Consider the following 24093-nt stretch of genomic DNA (forward strand, 5'->3'; position numbering starts at 1 on the left):
TTGCCTCCATTCCTGTTTGCTATGCTTTGTCAGCATTTCCATGTTAACACACAAAGCTGAAATGACGCTGAAAGCGCAGCCTGATGTCAGATAGATCACTGAAGATCGTACGCAAAGAAGGCCAAGCGCCGCAGTGCGTACGGCGTTTGGCCTTCTTTCGATTGTGTTACAGACAGGGAAGCTCCACAAAAAAACAGTTGACCCCATCTCTTCCTTCTGCCCATATTTTTCCATGGTGCTGCATTGCAATGCGTTCCGCAATGGACAATCCAAGCCCGAAGCTTCCGGTACGGCTTCTCGCTTTATCGGCACGATAAAATCGCTTGAAAATATCCCGTGCTTCCTGCGGCGAAAGCGGCTCGCCTTCGTTTTCTACGGTCAGAAGACATCGCTTTTTCCCATTCTTTTGAAGGCTCACCCACGTTTTCCCGCTTTCTCTGGAATACTTTTGGGCATTGTCCAGCAGGATATCCACGATCTGTCGGAGCTGTTCCGCGCTGCCTTGTACATGAATATCCTCAATGACCCGTTGCTCCAGCATACGTCCGCGCTCAAAGAATACCGGCTCAAAGGTCAGCAGAGCATTTAAAATAAGCTTGCCCAGCTCCACCTTGCCGGAAAGTTCTTTTCCTCGAGCGTTATCCGCGCGTGCAAGCTCAAGCATTTGCTCAATCAGGTTGCGCATTTGCCTGGACACCGCTGCAATATTGTTCAGTGATGTCCTTCGGACGGATTCACTGCACTCGTTGCTTTGGGCGAGTTCCGTATTTGTGATGATTACGGTGAGTGGGGTTTTCAGTTCGTGCGAAGCATCCGCCACAAACTGCCGCTGCTGCATCCACGCCGTCTCTACCGGCCTTACCGCCCATCGGGAAAGCAGGATGCTGATGCCGAGAAATACGAGGAAGCTAAGCGCGCCGATGAAGCCGCAGGTGCCGAGCAGAGCGTTCAGCGTCGCGCGTTCACTGGAGATATCCGCGAACACGAGACAATGGTTCAGCGGCATATCCGAGCGGTAATATCGCAGGTTATATTCCTCAATGATGCCAAGCTGTTTTGGAGACGAAAAAACAGCGTTTACAAGATCATCCAGAAAATCCGTGTCAGATAAGTCGTAATAGCCGCCGCCGGCAGCAATGCGCTCACCGCGCAGTCCCAGTTGGATCGTAAAATAAGGCAGGCGAATATCCTTCTCTCTCTCATTGGGAACTCCGAGATGGAGTGGGTTGGCCGCAATATTCTGCATCATATTGATGCTCGCGGCCTCCAGATTCGCGCTGGTAAAATAAAAGACCAATCCCAGGATGACGCAGAGCATGATGGTCACGATGCTCATGTTGATCAACACAAATTTGAGCCGCAGCTTTTTAAGCATGTACGCATACCTCCAGGTGATATCCCAGCCGGCGGATCGCCTCGATCCGCACGTTGGAGCCAATATTCGCAAGTTTCTTTCTCAAAAAACCGATGTATACCTCCACGTGATTTTCCACCGCATCAGAGTCATATCCCCATACCTTGGTGAGGATCGTTTCCTTGGAAATGTTATTTCCCTCCGCCCGGAGAAGAAGCCGCATGATCTCAAACTCTCTGGAGGAAAGCCGAATACGCTCCGCTCCACAGACCAGTGTGGCGCTGGCTAAGTCCAGAACGGTATTTCCAAAGGAAAGCACGTCCACATGTACGCCCTGTCTGCGCAGCAATGCATTGACGCAGGCCAACAATTCCTGCGTATCAAAGGGTTTCGTCAGGTAGTAATCGGCGCCGGCGTTCAGCCCTGTCACTCGATCGTCCAGTTCAGATCGGGCCGTCAGCATCAGGATGGGCATTTCCATCCGCCTTTCCCGAAGCCGCCGGGCCACCTCATAACCGTCCCGCTCCGGCATCATCACGTCCAGGATCAGCAGGTCATAAATTCCCAGCGCAGCATAATACTCACCGGTTTTGCCGTCGCAGGCGGCATCGGCTTCGAAGCCATTTTGCTCAAGCAGGGCTTTAAGCGAATCGGCCAGCAGTTTTTCATCTTCTATAATCAGGATTCTCATGATGCCTTTTACCTCCAGTGTTCGGTTTTATTATATTACATCAAAATACTGAAGTGAAGCTGAAAATGATGTATGCTTAGTGCAGCAAGTGACAGAGATATTTTCACACTATTTTTCAGAAGTGCTTCCGCCTGGCGCGAGTTGAAAATGTCAAACCGGTGCAGGATTTGCCGCCAGGTTTATGAGAGATACCCGACGAATGGAATTTGAAAGGGGATAAGTGGAAAAGTCTGAACTGAAAAGAACTCAAATTCCCACGGTTTTAGACAGCCGAATAAAGTTTACAAAAAAGATATAGACTGTTCCGTCTAAAAGTGATATGCTAAAAGACGCAATAAATAGACGACTTCGTCTATATTTTTGGGGTGCTGCTTAATATGGTGTTTTTAGATGTGTTGAAATTGATTTTCGCAGTTTTTGTTGCTTTTTTGTTCGGAAAACTGGTTTCAAAGCTCAAATTGCCGGCAATTCTTGGATGGCTGTTGGCAGGTATGACATTGGGCCCGCACGCACTGGGCCTTCTGAACGAGCCCATGATGGAAGCCGCATGGTATACTACTGCGGAAAGCATTCTGGAGTGCGTCGTGGGCCTCATGATTGGTACGGAGCTTATCTGGCGCAAGATAAAAAAGGCCGGCAAGCAAATCGTTGTCACGACCATCACCGAATCCCTGGGGACATTTCTGGTCGTCAGCCTGGTGTTCGGCGTCATTTTTGGGATAACGGGCGTGCCGTTGTACCTGGCATTCCTGTTCGGCGGTATCGCTTTAGCCACAGCACCAGCCCCGTCACTTTCCATTGTGAATGAAATGAAAACTGCAGGGCCTGTCACGAGCACGCTGATTCCTATGGCGGCGCTGGACGACCTTGTCGGGGCACTGGTGTTCTTTACGGTTGTTGCGCTTGTTTCGGCTCACGTTTCGACGGCAGGGATTCCGGTTTTGGGCGTGCTGTTTCTTGTCTTTCTCCCTGTGCTCATAGGAGCGGCAACAGGCTTTGTAGCGGGAAAACTGCTTCAAAAAGCCCATACGGCAAGCGGAGCGCTTGCCGCAATGCTGTTGCTGCTGCTGTGTTCGGCGGCAATAGGCATGGTGCTGAATCAATATGTTCTGCCTGTACCGGCCATCAATTTTTTGCTTATTGGTATGGCGTTTTCGACGGTGTTTGCAAATATGATTTCAGAGAAACAGCTTGCAGAAATCATGAAAGTGATGGACCCTGTAATCGGAATAAGCCTGATCATCGCGATACTGAATCTGGGGGCGCCGCTGGACTACCATTTGATTTTCGGAGCAGGCCTTTATACCGCCATCTATATCACGGCCCGGGCGATAGGCAAATACAGCGGTGCATATTTGGGCGCATCCGTCACGCATGCGCCGCAGACAGTCAAAAAATTTTTAGGGTTTACGTTGCTGCCGCATTCGGGAGTATCGCTGGTGTTTACCGGCATCGCGGTCTCTGTACTGAACGGCCCGGCGCCGGAGTGTGCTTCTATCATTCAAGGAACGATTGCAGCCGCAGCGGTTATCAATGAAATCATCGCTGTTTTTATGGCAAAGAAAGGCTTTGAATGGGCAGGAGAACTGCATCAGGCGGAAAGGAATCCGTGATATGACGCAAAGGGAACGGCAGGAGCATGCAAAAAAGACGATTTTTCAGGCGGCGCTGGCGGAATTTGGCGCGCAGCCATACGAGACCGTGACGATGGACCGGATCTGTTCGCGCCACGGAATCTCGAAAGGGATGATGTATCATTATTTTTCCAGCAAGGATGAATTGTTTCTTCTTTGCGTTAAAGAATTGTTTCAATCACTGCAGGCGTATATCCAGGAAGAATCGACGCAAATACAAAAAGAAAACAGTCATGCCGCTATCCGTCAATATTTCATGCTTCGCGAGCGCTTCTTTGCGCGGGAGCCCGCATGGGAAGTGATTTTTGAGAGTGCGATGGTACATATGCCGGAGCACTTGAGAGCGGATATTCTGGAACTGCGGCGTCCCGTGCGTGAAATGAACCGGCGTTTCCTGCAAGAGGTGATTGCCGAAATGTCTTTGCGTCCCGCTGTAAAAGCAGAACATGCAGCCCGTTATTTGGAAAGCCTGGAGTGTGTGTTCCGCCGGATACTGGAGCAGTATTGCGCAAAAGATGACCCCAAAGATGCTCGCTCTATGCTGGCGGCTGCCGAAGAAGTTCTGGACATGCTGCTTCTGGGCATATTGAAAAGGTGAGAAGTGTTTTCTTGCAAAAAAACGGATATTCAGCAATTTTTCACTTTACTATGATAGCGTAATATAGTATAATGAATCTCGCCGCAGTGAACTGTGGTATGAGAGGAGTTTGAAAGCGTATGAAAAAGATTTTCGGCCTTATTTTGAGCGCGGCAGTTTTGGGTACTGTACTGACTGCCTGCGGCGGTTCCGGCGCGGGCGTGTCTTCCTCCGGCGCTGCCGGCGCATCTGAACCAGCTTCGGTTTCGGGGAGTGCGGTGAACAGCAGCGTATATGGCACCACACTCGCGGATATTCAGGCAAAAGGCGAACTTGTCATCGGTCTGGATGATACATTCGCTCCCATGGGCTTCCGGGACGAAAGCGGAAACCTTGTTGGTTTCGACATTGACCTTGCTACGGCAGTGTGCGAAGAATTGGGTGTAAAGGCGACATTCCAGCCTATTGATTGGGATGCGAAGGAAATGGAGCTTTCTTCCGGAAATATCGATTGCATCTGGAATGGAATGTCCATCACGCCGGAACGTGAGGAAGCGATGAGCCTATCCCAGGCATATCTGAACAACAAAATCGTCATTATGACGAAGGAAGGCGTTACAGTATCTGCCAAAGAGGATCTTGCGAATTATAACATCGGCATCCAGGCCGGCAGCGCAGCGCTTGAAGCGGTAACGAACGATGCCGTTTACGCGTCCATTCAGGACAAAATTACGGAGTATCCTACTTATGATGAAGTGATTTTGGATGTGCAGGCGGGCCGTCTGGACTGCATGATCATCGATGAAGTATACGGCGGTTACAAAAACGCCAAGCTGGGGAGCATTTTTGCCGTCTCGGAAGTGGACTTTGGAGACGATTTGTATGCGATCGGATTCCGTAAGGGTGACGCTGAACTGACGCAGGCCGTCAACGACGCTATTAACGCTTTGATTGAAAGCGGAAAAGCAGCGGAGATCAGCGAAGCCTGGTTCGGCGCGGATATCGTCGTCAAAGGCTAAAATGTGAACAGCGCGGACGGGGCCGCCCCGCCCGCGCTTTTTGCGGGGCGCCACAGAGAACTGCAAAAAGGGGAGCGAAGATGAATCTTGAATATATTCAGGCGATTTTGCCGGCACTGTTGAAAGGAACGTGGCAGACGCTTCAGGTGTTCTTCCTGACGTTGGTCTTATCACTGCCTTTGGGTCTTCCGTTTGCCCTGGGATCGATTTCACGCTTCTTTCCGGTGCGTTTTTTGTCAAAGGCATATATTTGGGTGTTCCGCGGCACGCCGCTGATGCTTCAGCTGTTCTTTGTGTATTACGGGCTCCCCATTATGTTCGGGCCCGCGTTCCGGATGGAAAATACCGTAGCCGCTGTACTTACATTCACGATGAATTATGCGGCATATTTTGCAGAGATCTATCGAGCCGGTGTGCAGTCTATCGACCACGGCCAGCACGAAGCGGCCAAGACGCTCGGCTTCAGCCGCTGGCAAACCATGCGCATCATTATCATCCCTCAGACCATCGCCCGTGTAATTCCGCCTGTGAGCAACGAGGTCATCACGCTCATCAAGGATACGGCCCTAGTGACGGCAATTGGTGTGGGAGAATTGCTGAAAGCGGCCAAGGACGCCAACAACCGGGATGTAAATCCTACGGCATTTTTTATTGCTGCCGTGATTTATCTGGCGCTCACCTTTTTGCTCACGCTGCTTTCGCAGTGGTGTGAAAAGCGGTTTTCCCGCCATGAGAGGAAGGAGGCGTGAGATATGGCGATTTTGTCGATCGAGCATGTCAGCAAACGGTTTGGTTCATTTACAGCGCTGGACGATGTTTCCCTTCAGGTGGAGCAAGGGGAAGCGGTGGCGATCATCGGTTCGTCCGGCAGCGGCAAAAGCACATTGCTGCGCTGTGTGAACAATTTGGAACGCGTTTCTGCCGGCCGCATCGTCATTGATGGGGATGTGCTGGTGGACACAGTGAAAGGCACGGCGAAATATCCCCCCGAAAAAGAAGTGCGGCGTATCTGCACCAAAACAGGAATGGTGTTCCAGCATTTTAACCTTTTCCCGCATCTGACATGTCTGGAGAATATCACCGTCGCGCCGCTGCGTATTCTCAAGCGGGACAAGGCGGCAGTTCTGGCGGAAGCCATGGAACTTTTGGATGTTGTGGGGCTTCGAAATAAAGCGGACAATTATCCTGCACAGCTTTCCGGCGGACAGAAGCAGCGCATTGCGATTGCTCGGGCGCTGGCAATGAATCCGCAGATCATGTTGTTTGATGAACCGACAAGCGCTCTGGACCCTGAGACGACCAACGAAGTAATTGTCACGATACAGAAGCTGGTGGCGCGCGCGGTTACAATGTTGATCGTAACGCATGATATGCGTTTTGCAAGAGATTCCGCCAGCCGCGTTCTCTTTATGGACGAAGGAAAGATACTGGAGGAGAACACTCCTGAAAAGTTGTTCGAATGCCCTGAAAGCCCGCGGCTGCGTGCATTTTTACAGTCTATCCATTAAAAAGCGCAAAAGCAACCAGATGCGAAAGCACCTGGTTGCTTTTGCACTGTAATGTCTATTGGCTTTACAGGTTGATTACGATCGTGAAAACACATAGCGGCTGGAGGTCGACAGCTTCGGAGAAAAACAATATCCGTCTTCTTCGAAAAGGCTCAGCTGTTCCGGCGCTGTCAAGCGGTTTTTCACGATGAACCGTGCCATTTTGCCGCGTGCCATTTTTGCATGGGTCGCCGGCATGCACCATTTTCCGTGTTTAAATTCCAGAAAATCACAGGTGATAAAAACATCCTGTGCGCGAAGATATCGGGAAACCGCTTTCGAATACTCGGCAGAAGAAAGATTGATAACAGGGGCGCCGGCCTGAAAAACGGCATCATGCAGCATGCTGCCCCAAAATTCATACATTGTTTTGCCGCAGCAGCGAAAACTGCTTTCAAAATCGAGACGATGCGGAAGAATGTTATCCAATGGGCGCAGCACGCCATAGAAAGCACTCAGGATGCGAAGAGTATCCTGAGCGAAGGTGAGATCCTCCCGGGAGAGCGTTGCGGCATCAAGAGCGCTGTAAGCAAGTCCGTGATAGCTGAGGAGCGCGGGAGAGCCGGGGATAGACGCATTCCAGTCTTGGATATCCGTAAATGCACGCAGCGCAAGCTGTGGGTTGACCTTCAGAACGCTCTCCAGTTGAAACGGCGCATAACGCTTCATCGATGCTGCGAGGGTTTCGGTCTGCTGCAAAAACATAGGGCGCGTAGCATGCGGCGGAGTGGGCACACGGTGCATGTTTTTGGCGGGAGAAAGGATCGCGAGCATTTCGTGCAGCCTCCTTCTGGCAATATAAGATTAGTATAACATCTTTGGGATGTTTTTTTCAAAGCCTGTTTATTTTGAACGGGTTTGATGCTATACTGTAACAAACAACAAAACTATGGATAAACAGGAAGAAATCTTATTATGCCAAAGGAAAAATTTAAGACTGTATACGTCTGCACCTCCTGCGGAGAAGCAAGCCCCAGATGGATGGGACGCTGCCCCTCTTGCGGGGAATGGAACACAATGGTGGAAGACATCGTAAAAGAAACGAAAGGGAAGGGCGTATCTGCTCCGGCGACAGGAAACGCGGCCATCATCGCCAGCAGGCTTAAGGACATCAGCACCACGGAAGAGCACAGCCGCATCATCACCGGAATCAGTGAACTGGACCGCGTGTTGGGCGGCGGTATTGTTTTGGGAAGCGTCGTGCTGTTGGGCGGCGAACCGGGCGCGGGAAAGTCCACGCTTCTTCTGCAATTATGTGGGGCAATCTCCAGGCAAGTGAATGTACTTTACATCACGGGAGAGGAATCTACAAGGCAAATTAAGCTGCGGGCAACACGCCTGCGGGTAGAAGAAGAAAATATCATGCTGGCGGCGGAGACCGATATCGGTTCAATTTGCGATTTGGTTGAACAAACAAAACCCGGCATTGTCGTTATTGATTCTATCCAGACGATGCACTGTGCGGAGATATCATCCTCGGCAGGAAGCGTGTCGCAGGTCAAGGAGTGCACGGCGCGGCTGCTTACCGTGGCAAAAACGCTGGAAATTCCCACATTTATTGTGGGCCATGTCAATAAGGACGGCGCAATTGCCGGGCCGAAAGTAATGGAGCATATTGTTGACACCGTGCTTTATTTTGAAGGAGATAAAATGCTGCCGTACCGCGTGCTTCGTGCTGCTAAAAACCGCTATGGGAGCACCAATGAGATCGGCATGTTCGACATGACGGGCACCGGACTGAAAGTGATTGAAAATCCTTCCAAGCTGCTGCTGGAAGGGCGCCCGATTGGCGTAAGCGGCAATTGTGTTGCATGCACGATGGAAGGAACGCGTCCCATTTTGTCGGAGATTCAGGCGCTGGTAACCAAAACAGGCTTTGGCACGCCGCGCCGCGCCGCATCCGGGTTTGATTTCAACCGGATGAACCTATTGTTGGCCGTGCTGGAAAAGCGGGCAGGATATTTTCTGGGTAATTTGGACGTTTATATCAATATTGTAGGCGGCCTGGAACTGGACGAAACTGCATGCGATCTGTCGGTTTGCCTGGCGGTCGTATCCAGCCTGATGGACAAACCTGTACCGGACGATATGATTGCAATTGGTGAAGTCGGGCTTGGCGGTGAGGTGCGAAACGTAACAAATCTAGAATATCGTCTTCGAGAATCGCAGCGTATGGGATTTGTACGTGCGGTCGTGCCCAAGCACAGCCTTGCACAAATCGATCCGAAGGAATTCAATACAATGGAATTGCTGGGTGTAACGTATGTGAAGCAAGCGATTCAGCTATTGTAGACGATTCAATGCAGTTATGGATTAATCTAAAAAGGGAGGGACGACGAATCTTGATCTTGAAAAATCTCCGAATTTCAGCGAAGGGAGGGACATATCCGACAGGAATGAGGAATAGGAGCAATTTCGCTAAATCAAAATTTAGCGAAATTCAGGGGATTGATTTATAATAAGATGAGAGATTAAAGATTTGTCATTGGTTTGAGCACCTATATTGATCCTCGCCAGCCAAACAAACATGGCGACTATAAAGATTGTCCGGAGCTTGTCGTACGTTATCTGTACGACAGTGAAACCATCCGCGGCCTTTCGCCGCGTACAGTGAACGGATATTACATTGATTTGCGCACCTTTTTTCGTTTTTTAATGCAGGCACACGGGCTTGTCCCGGCAGATGTGCCTCCGGATGAAATCGACATCCGCCGCGTGGATTTGGATACAATCAAAAGCGTCACGACCAGCGATATCTACGAATTTCTGCATTATGTCACGCGGGAGCGTGATAACGCTCCCGCGACTCGCGCACGCAAGCTTTCCAGCCTGAAAGGATTTTATAAGTATCTGTGCAATAAAATGAAGGTTTTGGAAATAAATCCCACCGATGACGTGGAAACGCCGGCATTGAAAAAACGTCTGCCCAAGTACTTATCATTGAATGAAGGCGTCGAACTGCTGAAAAATGTGCAGTCCGACTTTTACGAACGCGATTATTGTATCCTAACGCTGTTTTTGAATTGCGGGATGCGTTTGAGTGAACTGGTTAATATCAATATTACCGATATTCATGATGACGGCACGATCCGGATCGTCGGGAAAGGCAATAAAGAGCGGCTCGTTTATTTGAACGATGCGTGTAATACTGCACTGCGCCGCCTGTGCGACGAGCGCGCCAAACTGCCGAATTTGCAGGACAAAAAAGCTCTTTTTGTTTCCAAGCATACCGGGAAGCGCCTTTCCGCGCGGCGTATCCAGCAAATTGTGGACAACTGTCTGAAAGCGGCGGGTTTGTCTGGAAAAGGATATTCCGTTCACAAATTGCGGCACACGGCGGCGACGCTGATGTATCAGGAAGGCCATGTGGATATGCTCGCCCTCAAGGAGATTTTGGGCCACGCGCATGTATCCACAACAGAAATCTATACCCACATGGGGACGGCACAGCTTCGGCAGGCAGCCCAGGCGTCTCCTTTTGCAAAGCTCGATTTTGAAAAAGCGCCTGAACAGCCGGTAAAGGCTGCAGCGCTGCCTAAGCATTCGGATGACGAACTCTGAACGCCGTTTTCCCTGTCCCCTCCTCCTTATGGCGGTTAAGGTGCATCGGTTAGGATCATTTATTTCAAGAAAACGGGAGCGAATATTACGGCAAGAAGCCCTTCCAAGATTGCCGCAAGCAGCATACCGAGAGAGGAAACAACAAAAATCCGCAGGCAACGGCTAATTTTGGTGCCCGCTCCGGTTGCCTGTTCCAGAAAATTCAGCCGGAACAGGCTTGTGGAAGTATCCAGTGCAGCGTCTGTAAATAAAACCAGAAATACGGATTGCAGGATAGCCGGGAGCCAGAAAAGGATCAGATTGGCCAATAGACCCCTCATCCCCATAGAGGCATACAGGTAGGCGGATACACATCCGATAGAAATACCGCGCAGTACGGGCACACAGGCAAGCACCGGCGCGCCGATACAGGACAGGCTGAAAAAAAGCACGACGGCCTGTAATATCATAGCCGACAAAAAGGATACCGACATTGCCGCGGAAAAGCTGCCGGTATTGTGCCCGGCAAGATATTGTTCTGCAAAATAAGACAGGTATACATTTTGTTGGGAGGCATGCTGCCAGAAGCTGCCGCAGAGCACTCCGGCCAGCAGAGCCAATGCCAGACTGACGGCCTGCAGATGAAACGAATGGCGGCTTCTTTCTGCCTTCGCACGAAATGGCATGTGCAGACGAGTAAACCTTGGCTTTATAAAACCCCGCATTTTAACACTCCTCTTTGCTGTACAAGCTTTGTACAGGATATGAGTGAAATGCGGGGTTTATTCGTTTACGGACGGGCTTTTTCAATGAATGCGGCGGCGGCGTTCACGGAGGGCGATGCCCAAATATCCTCCGATAGCGCCCGCAGACATCATTGCAACGCCTTTCACGGCGGACAGAGATGTGAATTCGGTCTGCCCCTGCGCCAAGGCTGCGATCCAGAGCGCCACAAAAAACATTGCCCCCATGAGCAGACCGTACAGCATCCCCTTTTCTCCGTGCAGTGCTGCAAAAACAAGCCCGGCGGGCAGCATTGCGAACGAAACTGCCACGGTGGAGAGAGGCAAAAGCAGATGCGGCGGAATATCCACCTTGCAGCAAACGGCTGCGACCAGCCCAAACAGGATGAATGCCGACGCGAGGCCGCTCACCATTCCGGCCAGGGCATGTGCCGCAAGGCGCGGCGCACCGCGTTCGGCACTCATTTTGCGTTTTTGCATAAAACAACACCCCCATGTTCCTATCAAAAGGTATGCATGGAGGTGTCTGTTCATTCCGGATTTATTTGCTGGCGCTGCTGTCCGCCGGGGTATCCAGCGAAAGCTTCTCGACGTCCTGAATCGCCCAGCGTTTGAAGCGCATTTTCACACGGTCGGACCCCGTCTCCAGCACAAAGGTATCCTCCTTGATGCTGGCAACGCGGCCAACAATGCCGCCGATGGTGGTAATACCGTCGCCCACTTCGATGGAATTACGCATATCAGCGGCCTGCTTCTCTTTCTTTTTCTGGGGACGAATCATAAAGAAATAAAGCAGCACCACCATACCGATCAGCGGGACGAATGTGACGAGCATACTGGTTGTCTCTGCACTCATTGAAAAATATTCCTCCTTATAAGCGTTATCATAAAGTATACCGAAAAAAGCGCGCTGTTGCAAGTGTTTTCCCGTTTTTTTGCAGTTTGTTCACCTTTTTGCGGTGTGGTCAGATACGGGTGTCCAGGAGATTCACGTAACGGCGGTAAAACGCATCAAAGGTACCGTTGTCCAGTGCTTCGCGGATACGGAGCATCAGGTTGTTGTAAAAATGAAGGTTGTGCATCACGGCCAGCCGCATACCCAGCATCTCGTCAGCCTTGAATAAGTGGCGCAGATACGCGCGGGAGAAATTGCGGCAGCACTCGCAGGAGCATGCCTCGTCCAACGGCTGTTCATCCAGTTCGTATTTCGCGTTTTTGATGTTGATGATGCCCTTCCAAGTGTTCAGATGCCCATGACGCGCATTTCTGCTGGGCATCACACAGTCGAACAGATCCACTCCGCGCCGTACGCCCTCGAGGATGTTGCCGGGTGTACCCACACCCATCAGGTAGCGGATCTTATCCTTGGGCATGTGCTCTTCCACCACAGAAATCACACGGTACATTTCTTCTTTGGGTTCGCCCACGGCAAGGCCGCCGATGGCATAACCATCCAAATCGAGCGCTGCGATCTCCTGCATATGGCCGACGCGCAGGTCGTCATAACAGCATCCCTGATTGATGCCGAACAGAAGCTGATGAGGGTTTACGGCGAGGCCCTCGCCTTTCAGACGCGAAAGTTCTGCTTTACAGCGCTTCAGCCAGCGAACCGTCCGATCGCAGGAGGCTTTTGCATACTGGTATTCCGCGGGGTTTTCCATGCATTCGTCAAACGCCATGGCGATTGTGGAACCGAGGTTTGCCTGGATTTGCATGCTCTCCTCAGGCCCCATGAAGATGCGGTGGCCGTCCAGATGGGAATTGAACGTAACACCTTCCTCAGTAATCTTGCGCAGCTTCGACAGGCTGAACACTTGGAATCCACCGCTGTCCGTGAGGATGGGGCCGTCCCAGCGCGTGAACTTATGCAATCCACCCAGTCTGGCTACGTTTTTGTCACCCGGACGCAGATGCAGATGATAGGTGTTGCACAGCATTACCTGACAGTCGTTGGCCTTCAGGTCGAACGCGGAGAGACCTCCCTTGATGGCCGCCGCAGTTGCAACGTTCATGAAGGCGGGAGTCTGCACAGTTCCGTGCACAGTGGAAAATTCTCCGCGGCGGGCGGAACCTTCGTTTTTCAATAGCTTGTACATTGATATACCGTTCCTCTCTGTTACAGGCTTGCAAACGGATGCGGCGGGCCGTTATAACGGGCAAATGCATCCCCAAAAAATGAGCGGTGTAGGAACACTTCCCCACACCGCTTTTCTTTGCTTTTATCATAACAGGCTTTTCTTCGAAAGTCAACATGGACAATAGGCACTGCTTCAGCATTTGCAGAAAAAAGGTTCAACAGTGATGTTTTTATGTCCATTCAAACGTCATCACAAGGCATCGCCAACCAGTGTTTTGATAAACTCCTGTTTAGCAAAAAGAAGCTGTATTAGTTCGTTCTCCTGCTCTCTGACCGGATTTTTTACTCACCCAATGTACATTGCATCTCCAAAGCTGAAAAAGCGGTATTTTTCTTCCACGGCCACACGATAAGCGCGCATGGTGTTTTCGTAGCCACAGAAGGCGGACACCAACATGATGAGCGTGCTTTCCGGAAGATGAAAATTGGTGATAAGACCGTCGATGGCCTTGTATTGGTAGCCCGGATAGATGAAAATATCCGTATCGCCGCTGCATGCGCGGACTTCGCCGTATTTTGTGGCAACAGCTTCAAGCGTGCGGCAGCTTGTGGTTCCCACGGCGATCACACGTCGTCCGGCAGCCTTGGTTTCCCGAATCAGACGAGCGGTTTCTTCGCTGACGGAATACCATTCACTGTGCATTTTGTGGTCAAGGATATCATCCTCTTTCACAGGGCGGAACGTGCCGAGTCCTACATGCAGCGTTACCTCGGCAAAGCGGACGCCTTCTTTTCGCAGTGTATCCATAAGCTCCGGTGTGAAATGCAGGCCTGCCGTGGGCGCAGCAGCGCTTCCAAGCTCTTTCGCATATACAGTCTGATACTGGGATTGGTCGTCCAGCTGCTTTTGGATATAGGGCGGCAGAGGCATTTTCCCGAAGGCGTCCAGTTTTTCATACAGCGTCGGAGTATCGTAAAAAAATTCCGCATGCTTGTTGCCGTCCTCCATTGTATCACGGACGACCGCCGTCAGTGTGCCGTCGCCGAAGATGATACGCGTACCCGCATGCAGGCGTTTGCCGGGTTTGGCCAGGCATTCCCATACGTCGCCTTTCACCTGCCGCAGCAAAAGCAGTTCGCAGACTGCGCCGGTGCCTTCCTTGTGCCCAATGAGACGCGCAGGCAGCACCTTGGAATTGTTGACGACCAGCAGGTCCCCGGGCTGCAGAAGGCCGGGAAGGTCACGGAATACAGCATGACGGAGCTCGCCGCTGGCGCGGCCGAGGCACAACAGGCGCGCGGCATCTCGTGGTTCACATGGCTCCTGGGCGATCAGTTCTTTGGGCAGGTCAAAATAAAAGTCGCTTTTTTGCATCGTTCAGGCCTTCTTTTCATTGACATCACGTTGTGTGGATGATATATTAAACAATAAATAGAATAAAAACCGCAGAGGTGCGGTTTTCAAGAGTAAACGCGTGTATCGTGATTGCCAAAATCCTAAGCCGCGTCAAAAGGGAAAACCGCCGAAGGCAGCGCGCGGCAAGCGCCGCCTGGCTGCAACGCTGAAAGGCTTGCGGCTGTCGCGTCCGTCGTGGCGCGTTGCGCTGCGGAAGGTAGCAATCTTATATATTATATTGCAATTCTTGCCGGTTTTTCAAGCCGGTTTTTTTCTTTTGCGGCTTTATTCGCATGTTCATCGTTTTTGTATCATGCGCATAAAATAGATAAAGAGGTCAATGGGAAAGGGTTGTTAAAAATGAAAGAATACAAAGTCGGTGTTGTTGGCGCAACAGGTATGGTTGGGCAGCGGTTTGTTTCTCTGCTGGAAAATCATCCGTGGTTCCGTCTCGCGGCGTTGGCCGCCTCTCCCCGTTCCGCCGGAAAAACGTATGAGGAAGCCGTGGGCGCACGGTGGGCCATGCCTACGCCAATGCCCGGAGAAGCGAAAAGAATGGTGGTGATGGATGCCGCCGACGTTGCCGCCGTTGCCGCGAAAGTAGACTTCGTGTTCTGCGCCGTGGACATGAAAAAGGACGAGATCAAAGCTCTGGAGGAGGCCTATGCGAAGGCGGAATGCCCTGTTGTCTCAAACAACAGCGCGCACCGTTTTACGCCGGATGTCCCGATGGTCGTGCCTGAGATCAACGCGGAGCATATTGAAGTTATCTCCGCTCAGCGCGCGCGCCTTGGTACCAAACGCGGCTTCATTGCCGTAAAGTCCAACTGCTCTTTGCAGAGCTATGTTCCCGCTCTGCATCCCCTGATGCGGGATTACGGCGTTTCCAAATGCCTTGTGTGCACCTATCAGGCTATTTCCGGTGCAGGCAAGACCTTTGAGACCTGGCCCGAAATGGTTGACAACTGCATTCCATACATCGGCGGTGAAGAGGAAAAAAGCGAGAAAGAGCCGCTCAAGCTGTGGGGCCATATTGAAAACGGACAGATCGTTCCGGCCGACAAGCCCTCCATTACTGCCCAGTGCCTGCGCGTTGCGTGCTCAGACGGCCACATGGCGGCGGTGTTCGTCAGCTTTGACAAAAAGCCCACAATGGAGGAAATCAAAGAAAAGTGGGCCGCCTTTTCCGGCCCGGCCCAGGAGCTGAAGCTGCCCAGCGCGCCGAAGCAGTTCCTGCACTATTTTGAAGAGGCCGACCGCCCTCAGACAAAGCTGGATCGCAACCTGGAAAACGGCATGTCGGTTTCCATCGGCCGTCTGCGCCCCGACACGCAATATGATTACAAATTTGTATGCCTTTCACATAACACGCTCCGCGGCGCCGCCGGCGGTGCGGTTCTGCTGGCAGAGCTGCTGGCGGCGGAGGGGTACATGGGCTGATCGTCTTCCCCACCGTTTTGAGATTCAGAAACCGTTTAAAAGAAAGTGAGCGTATACCCCCATGAAGCAGACGATTTTCAAGGGCTCCGGCGTGGCCATCATCACGCCGATGCTGGAGGACGGTTCCGTCAACTATCCGGTGTTGAAAGAACTGCTGGAGCAGCAGATCGCGGGCGGCACAGATGCAATCGTCATCTGCGGCACCACGGGCGAAGCCTCCGCGCTGAACGACACGGAACATCTGGATGTGATAGAATTTGCCTGTGCGACGGTGAACCGTCGTCTGCCGGTCATCGCCGGCACAGGTTCCAATGATACGCGCCACGCCGTCGCCCTCTCCCGCGAGGCGAAAAGCCGCGGCGCAGACGCTTTGCTGCAGGTGACGCCCTATTACAACAAAACCAGCCAGGCAGGTCTTGTACGGCATTTCAATGCGGTGGCGGACGCCGTAGGTCTGCCGATGATCCTTTACAATGTGCCTTCGCGCACAGGTATGAATATTCAGCCTGAGACATACGCAGAGCTTGCGAAGCATCCGCTCATTGTGGCCACCAAGGAGGCGAGCGGAAACGTGAGCGCCATCGCGAAAACGGCTGCGCTGTGCGGCGACGAACTGGCCATCTATTCCGGAAACGACGACCAGATCCTTCCCCTGCTGGCTCTGGGCGGCATCGGAGTGATCTCTGTGCTGGCGAACGTAGCCCCGCGGGAAACGCACGATATCTGCCGGCTTTATTTCGAGGGCAAACACGCGGAAAGCCTTGCGTTGCAGCTTCGGCTTCTGGAACTGATCGAAGCATTGTTCTGCGACGTGAACCCTATTCCTGTAAAGGAAGCGATGAATCTGCTGGGACATGACGCGGGACAATGCCGTATGCCGCTTGCTCCTTTGAACGCAGCGAACCGGGAACGTCTGCGCACGGCGCTCTGTGCGGCCGGTTTCCTGAAAGCGTAAAACAAATCGACAGGCTGCTCTCCAGGAGCATGGCTGCACCTGCGGCCGAACCTGATGCAGCCCCAGCTTCGCAACAGCTTACCTTTGGTTTTGCCATCGGGTAAGCTGTTGTGTTATACTTATATCATCCTTTGAAAAGGAAGTGTGAATATGACCGATATCATCATCCAGGGCATCCACGGGCGTATGGGCCGCGCGCTGTGTACAATGATCGAGGCGCGCACAGACTGCCGCGTGGTGGCTGGTGTGGACGCGAAAGAGCTTCCAAGCGCTGTTCCGGTGTTCCCGTCACTGGAGAAAAACACCGTGCCAGCGGACGTGCTGATCGATTTTTCCAACCCTGACGCCACGCAGAATGCCATTGAATACTGCAGAGCGCACAAGCTGCCCTGCGTCATATGTACAACGGGCCTGAGCGAGGGACAGGAACAGGCGCTGCGTGAGCTTTCAAAAACCGTAGCGGTGTTCAAGAGTGCGAACATGTCTTTGGGCGTCAATCTGCTCATCGAGCTTGCCAAACAGGCCAACGCTGTGCTGGGGACAGATTTCGACGTAGAGATCATCGAAAAGCATCACCATAACAAGCTGGATGCGCCCAGCGGCACGGCGTTGATGATTGCAGATGAGCTTTGCGGCGCGTCCCCGGTTCCCTACCACTATGTATATGACAGGCACGCCGAGCGGCGCAAACGTGAACCGACAGAGATCGGCATTCACGCTGTGCGCGGCGGCAGCATCGTGGGCGAGCACGAGGTGATTTTTGCCGGACCGGAGGAGGTCATCACCATTTCCCACAGCGCCGGTTCCCGAGAGGTGTTCGCCAACGGCGCGCTGAACGCAGCGGTGTTTCTGGCGGGAAAACCCGCCGGGATGTATAATATGAAGGATCTGATGCATCTATGAAACAGAGAAACCAAAAACACATAGCCTTGCTGAGCGTGGTGCTTGTGCCGGCCTTGCTGCTCTCCGCTTGCGGAAGCGGTGCATCGGGACAGCTTTCGTCTTCCAGCACCGCTCCGGGCTCCGAGCCCGCCGTTTCCGTTTCTCAGCCCGAGCCGGAACCGCAGCCCGCCGTGACGACGCTGCGCTTTTCCGCCACAGGCGACAACCTGATTCATGACGGTCTTTATCTGCAGGCCCGCAGCCGTGCAGGCGGCGAAGGTTATGATTTTACGGCTTTGTATGAAAATGTCGCGCCTTTTTATAAAGACTTCGACATCAACTGGATCAATCAGGAAACTCTGGTAACGGACGAGCTTCCGCCTTCCTCCTATCCCTGTTTCTGTACGCCCGGCGCGTTGGGGCGGGCGGTATATGATGTCGGCTGGCGTGTGATCTCCATGTCAAACAACCACTCCTACGACAAAGGCAGTCAGGGTATCGCAGCAACGCTCCGTTTCTGGGACGACATGCCGGACGACGTGGTCACCACGGGCCTGTACGCAGGCGAAGCCGATTACGGCAACATTCCCATCCAGGAAAAGGAGGGCGTGCGCATCGCTTATCTGGCCTATACGGAGACGACGAACGGCCTCCCCACGCCTTCCGATGCTGCCGCCAATGTTATTTATACCAGCCAGGAGGATGTGATCCAGCAGCAGATCGAGCTTGCACGCCAACAGGCGGATATCGTTGTTGTGGGTGTACACTGGGGTGTTGAAGGCAGTCATACTCCCACCGACGCCCAGCGTGCGCTGGGACAGAAAATTGCGGACTGGGGCGCGGATGTCATTATTGGCACGCACCCGCATGTCATCCAGCCCGTGGAGCTGCTTACCGCAGCCGGAACGGGCAAAACGGTTCCCATTGCCTATTCCCTGGGAAATTTTGTTTCCACACAGGCTGCCGCAAACAACATGGTCGGTGTGATCCTGACCTTTGATATCACCAAAACAACACAGCCGGACGGCTCCGCCAGCGCGTCGGTGGGTAATGTTCATGCGGTGCCGATGGTGATGCATTATGATTCCAACTACACCAATGCGCGCGCCTATCTGTACCGGGATTACACGGAAGAACTTGCTGCTGCTCATGGTGTGCGCGCACGCTTTTCCGGTTTCAGTAAGGAATATATCACACAGCTTTTGACAGAATACATCAGCCCGGAATTTCTCGTACTTGAATAAGGAGGCATTGCTATGAACGGCGTAACCAGAATTTCCAGTGAGCAGGACGTTATGATGATTACTTTTACAGAGGCCGATACGGCCTCGGCTCTTGCGGACGCCTTGACCGCGTTTGCGCAAAAAGGCGTTGTTGTAGACATGATTTGCCAGAGCGCGCCCCGTGCCGCTACCATCGACTTCAGCTTTACAATGCCGGCGTCTTATTTTGAATCCGCCATGCAGACCATCTCGGAGTACCGCACGGGCGCGGGCAGCGCGCCTCTTATCAGCAGCGGATACAGCAAGATCAATCTTTTTGGTGAAGAGATGGTGACAAGCTGCGGCGTGGCTGCCCTTGCTCTGCGTACGCTGCGGGATGCGGGCATCGAGGTAGTGCTCATCACGACGTCCGATCTGGATATTTCTCTGCTTGTACGCGGGGAAAATGAGGACAGCGCGCTGAATGTGCTGCGTCAGGCATTTGCCGCATAAACGGACATATTAAAAAACAAGCCGGGACCGCCCTCTGCGGAGCATCCCGGCTTGTTTTTTGGTTGTTTTCCGGTTACAGTGTAATACGGTGATAGACCTTCTTACCTTTTTTGATAACGATGCCTTTTCCCAACGCTTCGGCGTTTACGACGGCCGATACATCCGTCACCTTTTCGCCGTCCACGGAAATGCCGCCCTGCTGCACCAGGCGCCGTGCTTCCCCTTTGCTGGGCGCGAGGCCCGCGGCAACGAGCAGGTCGAGCACGGAGGCCTTTCCGTCCGCCACAAGCGCCGCGTCCACAACGGTGGCGGGCATATGCTCCGCATCCATTTCACCGCTGAAAAGGCGTTTTGCTGTGGCAATGGCTTTTTCGGCGTCTTCCTTGCTGTGCACAAGGCTCGTCAGCTCATAGGCCAGCAGTTCCTTCGCCTTGTTCACGTCGGAGGCGTTGCCCATGTCAATCGCGTCGATCTCCTTGACGGGCACACCGGTGAGAAGCTTCAGGCAATTTTGCACCTCACAATCGTCTATGTTGCGCCAGTACTGGAAGAACTCGTACGGGCTTGTTTTTTCGGGGTCCAGCCAGACTGCTCCTTTTTCGGTCTTACCCATTTTTTTGCCTTCGCGCGTTGTCAAAAGCGTGAACGTCATGCCGTACACATCGCGGTTATCACATCGGCGGTTCAGCTCCACGCCGCCGATGATATTGCTCCACTGGTCATTTCCGCCGAACTGCATTTTGCAGCCGTACTCCCGCGCCAAGTGCAGAAAATCATAGCTCTGCATCAGCATATAGTTGAATTCCAGGAACGTGATGCCTTTTTCCATACGTGTTTTGACGCACTCGGCGGTGAGCATCTTGTTGACAGAGAAATGCACGCCGATCTCCCGCAGAAAATCCACATAGTTCAGGCCGAGAAGCCAGTCGGCATTGTTCGCCATGATGGCCTTGCCCTCGGAAAAATCGATGAATTTGCTCATCTGTTTTTTAAATTCGTCCGCGTTGTGCCGGATCTGTTCCTGGGTGAGCATTTTGCGCATGTCTGTTTTGCCTGTGGGGTCACCCACCATCGTGGTACCTCCGCCCAGCAGGACAATGGGGCGATGCCCCGCCTGCTGCATGTAGCGCATGATGATAAGCTGCATGAAATGGCCCACATGCAGGCTGTCCGCCGTAGGGTCAAAGCCGGTATAGAAAGTGATTTTTTCTTTGCCCAACAGCTCTCGAATGGATGCTTCGTCGGTGGCCTGCGCGATGAGACCGCGCTCTTTGAAAAGATCGAATACGTTTTCCATGGAACTTCCTCCTGTGTTTTGCGGCAGAAGACATACAAAAAAGCCCTCTGCCAAAATAAATTTGGCAGAGGGCGGATATCCGCGGTACCACCTCTGTTCACCGGCCCCTCGCGGATGCCGGCCTCCGTGTGTCCAGTAACACACTGCGCTTTAACGGGCGCACCCGGCAAGGCCTACTGAATCACTTGTTCAGCCCGCTGCTCAGGGATGTATTCGCCATGCGCACCGCTCCCCTTTTCACCAAACAGAGGTTCTCTTTGCCGGCGCTTTCACAGGTACTCGTTCCCGTCGCTGCATTTATGGGTTATAGTATAGCCAAAATACGCGCGGCTGTCAAGCCTTTGCCATCCGAAGCATTTCCCGGGCATTCGCCAGCGCCAGTTCCGTAATTTTATCGCCGGAAATCATGCGCGCCAGCTCCTGCACACGGCCCTCCCCGCTCAGTGCGTCTATTTCCGTATAAGTACGGTCTTCACTGACGTTTTTTCGGATGAGCAGGTGGTTATCTGCCTGCGCCGCGATCTGCGCAGTATGTGTGATGCAGATGACCTGTCTGCCCTGCGCCGTCTGCTTCAGCTTTTCACCGATGCGCCCTGCCGCCAGACCGGAGACCCCGGTGTCGATCTCATCGTAGATCACAGTGCCGATATCATCTTTATCCGCTAATGCGCTTTTGACAGCCAGCATGATGCGCGAAAGCTCGCCGCCGGATGCGATCTTTGCCAACGGCTTGGGCTCTTCGCCCGGGTTCGTAGAGATGTTGAATTCAACGGAGTCCTGTCCGCTGCCCGCCAGCGGGCCTTTTTTGTGTGACAGCGTGAAGCGGATGCCGGGCATGTTCAAAAAGCGCAGCGCGTCCGTGATCTGCGCGTTAAAGCGCTCAAAAGCCTCCAGCCGCGTCTGCGTCAGGGCGTCTGCCAGCGCTTTTGCTTTATCGTACAAAGCCGCCTGACGGTCGTACAATTCATCCAGCCTCTGCGCGCCTGTCTCAATACCGTCCAGTTCCGCCGTGGCCGCATCCAGATAAGCAAGGATATCCTGCACATCCCCACCGTATTTCTGCTTCATGCGATAGATAAGATCCAACCGTTCCTCCACAGCGTCCAGCGCCTGCGGGTCAAACTCGCAGCGCGCAAGGATATCGGCAATGTCGCTTGCCGCATCCCGGGCCGTATAATAAAGCCCGCTCATCTGCTCAGCCAACGGTGCAAAATCCTCAGAAAGACTGCTGATGCTCTCCAGTGCCGTGGCGGCACTGCCCAGCATTTCGCCCGCGCCGGGAGCATCCTCTGCACCGCTGAGCGCGGCGTAAGCAATGTTCAACTGTTCCGTTACGGTCTGGGCGTTGCGGATGAGTGTCCGGCGGTTCAGCAGCTCATCTTCCTCACCGGGCCGCAGCTCCGCAGCTCCGATCTCTTCAATTTGAAACCGAAGCGTCTCGATGCGGCGTTCCTTCTCCGTCTCGTCCATGGACAACGCGTCAATTTCCTTTTTGACGCGGCAAAGCTCTTTGTAGACCACATAATAAGCATCGTGCGCCGTCTCGTTCTGCGCAAAGGAATCCAGAATACCCAGATGCCGCGCAGGGTTCATCAGGCTCTGATTGTCGTGCTGGCCATGAATGTTGATAAGTCCACTGCAGATGTCGCGCACCACAGACGCTGTTGCCGGCATGCCGTTGATGCGGCAAGTGCTTTTCCCCTCTGCCGTGATCTCACGATAGAGAAGCAGCTCGTTCTCCGCTTCATAGCCCGCGTCCGCAAGCTGGGCGCGTGTCTTTGCGCCGATTCCGCGGAACGTGGCCCATATCATGGCTTTGGGCGTGTGGCTGCGCACGATCTCTCGGGAAGTTCGGTTCCCCAGAATAGCGTTGATTGAATCGATCAGGATGGATTTGCCCGCGCCCGTTTCACCGGACAACACATTGAGGCCGTCGCTGAATACAGCGGCAGCCTTTTCAATGACGGCGACATTCTCAATTTTTATTTCGCACAACATGGCAAATCACCTCCGCAGAGCGGCGTCAATGCGCAATATATTTCGCAAGCTCACCCACGAGAGTGCGCGCGGCATCCTCGGAGCGCATCAGGACAAGGAATGTGTCGTCGCCGGAAAGCGTGCCGACCACATCGTTCCACACCATTGCGTCAAACACTTCGCAGGCGGCATTGGCCATGCCGGTATAGCATTTGACGAGCACAAAATGGCCCGCGAAATCCGCCTTAAGCACAGATTCCCGGAAGATTGTTTCAAACCGGCTGGGCGAATGGGCGCTTTTACCTGCGCCGGAGGCCGCGACATAGCGGTAATGCCCATCCCCGGTGGCGACTTTGACAAGCCCCAGTTCCCGGATATCCCGCGATACGGTGGCCTGCGTCACCTCAAAGCCGCTCCGGCGCAAATGCGCGAGAAGCTCTTCCTGTTTATCAATAGAATGCTGGCCGATCAGCTCCAAAATTTTGCTGTGGCGTGCGTTTTTCATTGTGTTACCGTCCTTTCAGCTTTTTGTCTATGGCTTCAAACTGATCCGCCTCGTTGAAGCAGATCAGCGAAATGTACTTGTCCGACAGCGCGACGTCCACTGTGTCTTGACAGGAAATCGTCTCCGGACTGCGGCCGTCGCAACTGAGCAGCGCGTTATGAGGCCCCAACGGAGAAGACAGCGAAACGCGCAGACGGCGTCCGGCCGAAAACACCATGGACGGACTGTGCAGGCTGTGGGCGCAGATGGGTGTCACGACGAGTCCTGCAATGTGAGCATCCAGCACCGGGCCGCCCGCAGAAAGCGAATATGCGGTAGAACCCGTGGGCGTTGCGATGACCACGCCGTCGCCCTGGTAATGGTTGACCAGAATGTCGTCGCAGAAAATCTCTACATCGACCGTCTGAGAGATGCCGCTTTTTGAGATGACCACATCGTTCAGCGCCGTTTGGCGGAACCGATTCTGTCCGTCCACGGAAACAGAAAGGATAGAGCGCCTGTCAAGGATATATTCTCCATGCACCAGGCGTTCCAGCTTTTCCATCTCATAGGCTTCGACGGTGGCCAAAAAGCCCATACGGCCGATGTTGATGCCCAGAAGCGGCTTATTATATCCCAGGCTCTGGCGTGCGGCGTGCAGGATCGTGCCATCGCCGCCCACCGTCACGATCACATCACAAAGTTCGAACGCTTTGGCGTCCTCCGCAAATTCCTGTCCCATTCCGACAAAATACTCCCGCACTG

Annotated in this window: 24 protein-coding genes, 1 pseudogene, 1 riboswitch and 1 other annotated feature; of the genes and pseudogenes, 13 read left to right on the top strand and 12 right to left on the bottom strand. The window is 53.1% G+C overall.

Translation table 11 applies throughout. From position 1 onward, the window contains the following. Window positions 1–166: 166 nt before the first annotated feature. Together TQ39_RS00555 and TQ39_RS00560 are read right to left on the bottom strand one after the other, a co-directional pair. The gene (locus TQ39_RS00555; RefSeq protein ID WP_009325692.1) at window positions 167–1375 is read right to left on the bottom strand and encodes a sensor histidine kinase; all 1209 of its coding nucleotides are present in this window, start codon (window positions 1373–1375) and stop codon (window positions 167–169) included. Beyond that, a complete protein-coding gene (locus TQ39_RS00560; RefSeq protein ID WP_050004184.1) occupies window positions 1368–2045 on the bottom strand; it encodes a response regulator transcription factor in 678 nt (225 codons plus the stop codon). The genes TQ39_RS00555 and TQ39_RS00560 overlap by 8 nt, the downstream gene beginning before the upstream one ends. Window positions 2046–2422: 377 nt before the next feature. On the opposite strand from TQ39_RS00560, the gene TQ39_RS00565 reads away from it, so the two are divergent. The 5 genes from TQ39_RS00565 (at window position 2423) to TQ39_RS00585 (ending at window position 6783) form a co-directional block, all read left to right on the top strand. Further along, a complete protein-coding gene (locus tag TQ39_RS00565) occupies window positions 2423–3658 on the top strand; it encodes a cation:proton antiporter (RefSeq protein WP_009325694.1) in 1236 nt (411 codons plus the stop codon). Between the two features lies 1 nt (window position 3659). Continuing rightward, on the top strand, window positions 3660–4277 hold the full coding sequence (locus TQ39_RS00570; protein ID WP_050004185.1) for a TetR/AcrR family transcriptional regulator: 618 nt from the start codon (window positions 3660–3662) through the stop codon (window positions 4275–4277). A gap of 119 nt (window positions 4278–4396) precedes the next feature. Further along, complete coding sequence (locus TQ39_RS00575; RefSeq protein ID WP_050004186.1) at window positions 4397–5275, top strand: amino acid ABC transporter substrate-binding protein; 879 nt, start codon at window positions 4397–4399, stop codon at window positions 5273–5275. 80 nt (window positions 5276–5355) lie between these two features. After that, complete coding sequence (locus tag TQ39_RS00580) at window positions 5356–6024, top strand: amino acid ABC transporter permease (RefSeq protein WP_009325697.1); 669 nt, start codon at window positions 5356–5358, stop codon at window positions 6022–6024. A gap of 3 nt (window positions 6025–6027) precedes the next feature. Then, complete coding sequence (locus tag TQ39_RS00585; RefSeq protein ID WP_009325698.1) at window positions 6028–6783, top strand: amino acid ABC transporter ATP-binding protein; 756 nt, start codon at window positions 6028–6030, stop codon at window positions 6781–6783. 75 nt (window positions 6784–6858) lie between these two features. On the opposite strand, the gene TQ39_RS00590 is transcribed toward TQ39_RS00585, so the two are convergent. Further along, window positions 6859–7596 carry a YaaA family protein gene (locus TQ39_RS00590; RefSeq protein WP_050004187.1) on the bottom strand — a complete coding sequence of 246 codons (738 nt, stop codon included), beginning with the start codon at window positions 7594–7596 and terminating at the stop codon, window positions 6859–6861. A gap of 141 nt (window positions 7597–7737) precedes the next feature. Here TQ39_RS00590 and radA point away from each other — a divergent pair, with 141 nt between their 5' ends. The 3 genes and pseudogenes from radA (at window position 7738) to TQ39_RS00600 (ending at window position 10383) form a co-directional block, all read left to right on the top strand. After that, the gene (radA, locus tag TQ39_RS00595) at window positions 7738–9114 is read left to right on the top strand and encodes a DNA repair protein RadA (RefSeq protein WP_082052062.1); all 1377 of its coding nucleotides are present in this window, start codon (window positions 7738–7740) and stop codon (window positions 9112–9114) included. A 198-nt stretch (window positions 9115–9312) separates the two neighbouring features. Then, window positions 9313–9669: pseudogene (locus TQ39_RS21805) on the top strand (phage integrase N-terminal SAM-like domain-containing protein); the annotation flags it as partial. A gap of 15 nt (window positions 9670–9684) precedes the next feature. Further along, a complete protein-coding gene (locus TQ39_RS00600) occupies window positions 9685–10383 on the top strand; it encodes a tyrosine-type recombinase/integrase (protein ID WP_270261718.1) in 699 nt (232 codons plus the stop codon). Between the two features lie 59 nt (window positions 10384–10442). On the opposite strand, the gene TQ39_RS00605 is transcribed toward TQ39_RS00600, so the two are convergent. The 5 genes from TQ39_RS00605 to queA all read right to left on the bottom strand — a co-directional run bounded on the left by TQ39_RS00605 (window position 10443) and on the right by queA (window position 14557). Continuing rightward, window positions 10443–11087: a hypothetical protein gene (locus TQ39_RS00605; protein WP_050004190.1), complete on the bottom strand. Its 645-nt coding sequence runs from the start codon at window positions 11085–11087 to the stop codon at window positions 10443–10445. An 81-nt stretch (window positions 11088–11168) separates the two neighbouring features. Next, entirely contained in the window at window positions 11169–11585 is a 417-nt protein-coding gene (locus tag TQ39_RS00610; protein WP_050004191.1) for a TIGR04086 family membrane protein, read from the bottom strand. 61 nt (window positions 11586–11646) lie between these two features. After that, complete coding sequence (yajC, locus tag TQ39_RS00615; RefSeq protein WP_050004192.1) at window positions 11647–11961, bottom strand: preprotein translocase subunit YajC; 315 nt, start codon at window positions 11959–11961, stop codon at window positions 11647–11649. A 109-nt stretch (window positions 11962–12070) separates the two neighbouring features. After that, window positions 12071–13201 carry a tRNA guanosine(34) transglycosylase Tgt gene (tgt, locus tag TQ39_RS00620; RefSeq protein ID WP_050004193.1) on the bottom strand — a complete coding sequence of 377 codons (1131 nt, stop codon included), beginning with the start codon at window positions 13199–13201 and terminating at the stop codon, window positions 12071–12073. Between the two features lie 327 nt (window positions 13202–13528). Next, complete coding sequence (gene queA, locus TQ39_RS00625; protein ID WP_050004194.1) at window positions 13529–14557, bottom strand: tRNA preQ1(34) S-adenosylmethionine ribosyltransferase-isomerase QueA; 1029 nt, start codon at window positions 14555–14557, stop codon at window positions 13529–13531. Between the two features lie 64 nt (window positions 14558–14621). Beyond that, window positions 14622–14797: riboswitch (Lysine riboswitch) on the top strand. A 141-nt stretch (window positions 14798–14938) separates the two neighbouring features. Here queA and asd point away from each other — a divergent pair. From asd to TQ39_RS00650, 5 genes are all read left to right on the top strand, one after another. Further along, a complete protein-coding gene (gene asd, locus TQ39_RS00630) occupies window positions 14939–16018 on the top strand; it encodes an aspartate-semialdehyde dehydrogenase (protein ID WP_050004195.1) in 1080 nt (359 codons plus the stop codon). Between the two features lie 61 nt (window positions 16019–16079). Beyond that, window positions 16080–16973: a 4-hydroxy-tetrahydrodipicolinate synthase gene (gene dapA / locus TQ39_RS00635; protein WP_050004196.1), complete on the top strand. Its 894-nt coding sequence runs from the start codon at window positions 16080–16082 to the stop codon at window positions 16971–16973. Window positions 16974–17123: 150 nt separating this feature from the next. Beyond that, a complete protein-coding gene (dapB, locus tag TQ39_RS00640; RefSeq protein WP_009325709.1) occupies window positions 17124–17876 on the top strand; it encodes a 4-hydroxy-tetrahydrodipicolinate reductase in 753 nt (250 codons plus the stop codon). Next, the gene (locus TQ39_RS00645) at window positions 17873–19099 is read left to right on the top strand and encodes a CapA family protein (RefSeq protein ID WP_050004197.1); all 1227 of its coding nucleotides are present in this window, start codon (window positions 17873–17875) and stop codon (window positions 19097–19099) included. Before dapB ends, TQ39_RS00645 begins: the two co-directional genes overlap by 4 nt. A 12-nt stretch (window positions 19100–19111) precedes the next feature. Beyond that, entirely contained in the window at window positions 19112–19570 is a 459-nt protein-coding gene (locus TQ39_RS00650; RefSeq protein ID WP_050004198.1) for an ACT domain-containing protein, read from the top strand. A gap of 73 nt (window positions 19571–19643) precedes the next feature. Here the strand turns inward: TQ39_RS00650 and tyrS are convergent, their stop codons facing one another. The 4 genes from tyrS to TQ39_RS00670 form a co-directional block, all read right to left on the bottom strand. Beyond that, window positions 19644–20867 carry a tyrosine--tRNA ligase gene (tyrS, locus tag TQ39_RS00655; RefSeq protein ID WP_050004199.1) on the bottom strand — a complete coding sequence of 408 codons (1224 nt, stop codon included), beginning with the start codon at window positions 20865–20867 and terminating at the stop codon, window positions 19644–19646. Between the two features lie 64 nt (window positions 20868–20931). After that, window positions 20932–21168: a binding site (T-box leader), on the bottom strand. Window positions 21169–21200: 32 nt separating this feature from the next. Then, complete coding sequence (recN, locus tag TQ39_RS00660; RefSeq protein ID WP_009325713.1) at window positions 21201–22865, bottom strand: DNA repair protein RecN; 1665 nt, start codon at window positions 22863–22865, stop codon at window positions 21201–21203. Between the two features lie 25 nt (window positions 22866–22890). After that, window positions 22891–23349: an arginine repressor gene (locus TQ39_RS00665; RefSeq protein ID WP_009325714.1), complete on the bottom strand. Its 459-nt coding sequence runs from the start codon at window positions 23347–23349 to the stop codon at window positions 22891–22893. Between the two features lie 4 nt (window positions 23350–23353). Next, the gene (locus TQ39_RS00670; protein ID WP_058722562.1) at window positions 23354–24070 is read right to left on the bottom strand and encodes an NAD(+)/NADH kinase; all 717 of its coding nucleotides are present in this window, start codon (window positions 24068–24070) and stop codon (window positions 23354–23356) included. Between the last annotated feature and the right edge of the window lie 23 nt (window positions 24071–24093).

Source organism: Ruthenibacterium lactatiformans (assembly GCF_000949455.1).
Lineage (GTDB): Bacteria > Bacillota > Clostridia > Oscillospirales > Ruminococcaceae > Ruthenibacterium > Ruthenibacterium lactatiformans.